The sequence below is a fragment of the Edwardsiella ictaluri ATCC 33202 genome (assembly GCF_000264785.1).
Taxonomy (GTDB): domain Bacteria; phylum Pseudomonadota; class Gammaproteobacteria; order Enterobacterales; family Enterobacteriaceae; genus Edwardsiella; species Edwardsiella ictaluri.
This window is the reverse complement of sequence record NZ_AFJI01000058.1, coordinates 1-500: the sequence shown is the minus strand read 5'-3', so window position 1 is coordinate 500 and position 500 is coordinate 1. Positions and strand designations below refer to the sequence as shown.

General features: G+C 68.0%; 1 protein-coding gene. It reads left to right on the top strand.

The genetic code is table 11. From position 1 onward, the window contains the following. A partial coding sequence (locus tag EIEH_RS08575) for a beta-eliminating lyase-related protein (protein WP_035609269.1) occupies positions 1–471 on the top strand: 471 nt, incomplete at its 5' end. Positions 472–500 lie beyond the last annotated feature (29 nt).

Sequence of the window (500 nt, the reverse complement as noted above, 5' to 3'; positions counted from 1 at the left end):
CTGGGCGTAGACGCCAGCGAGATCACCCGGCACTTCGACTCGGTGTCGGTGTGCCTGTCCAAGGGCCTCGGTGCGCCGGTGGGCTCGGTGCTTTGCGGCAGCGTCGAACTGATCGGCAAGGCCCGTCGCTGGCGCAAGATGGTCGGCGGCGGGATGCGCCAGGCCGGTCTGCTGGCGGCTGCCGGCCTGTACGCCCTCGACCACCAGGTGGCACGCCTGGCCGACGACCACGCCAACGCCGCGCGCCTGGGCGACGGGCTACGCGAACTGGGCTATGCGGTGGAGCCGGTGCAGACCAACATGGTCTACGTCGATGTCGGCGAGCGGGCGGTCGCGCTGCGTGACTTCCTCGCCGAGCGCGAGGTGCGGATCAGCGCGGCGGCGCGTTTGCGCCTGGTCACCCACCTGGACGTTTCCGCCGAGTCCATAGGACAAGTACTGGATGCCTTCGCGGCCTTTCGTCGCTCATAAGCGAAAAGGTCGGCAATAGGCAATAACTA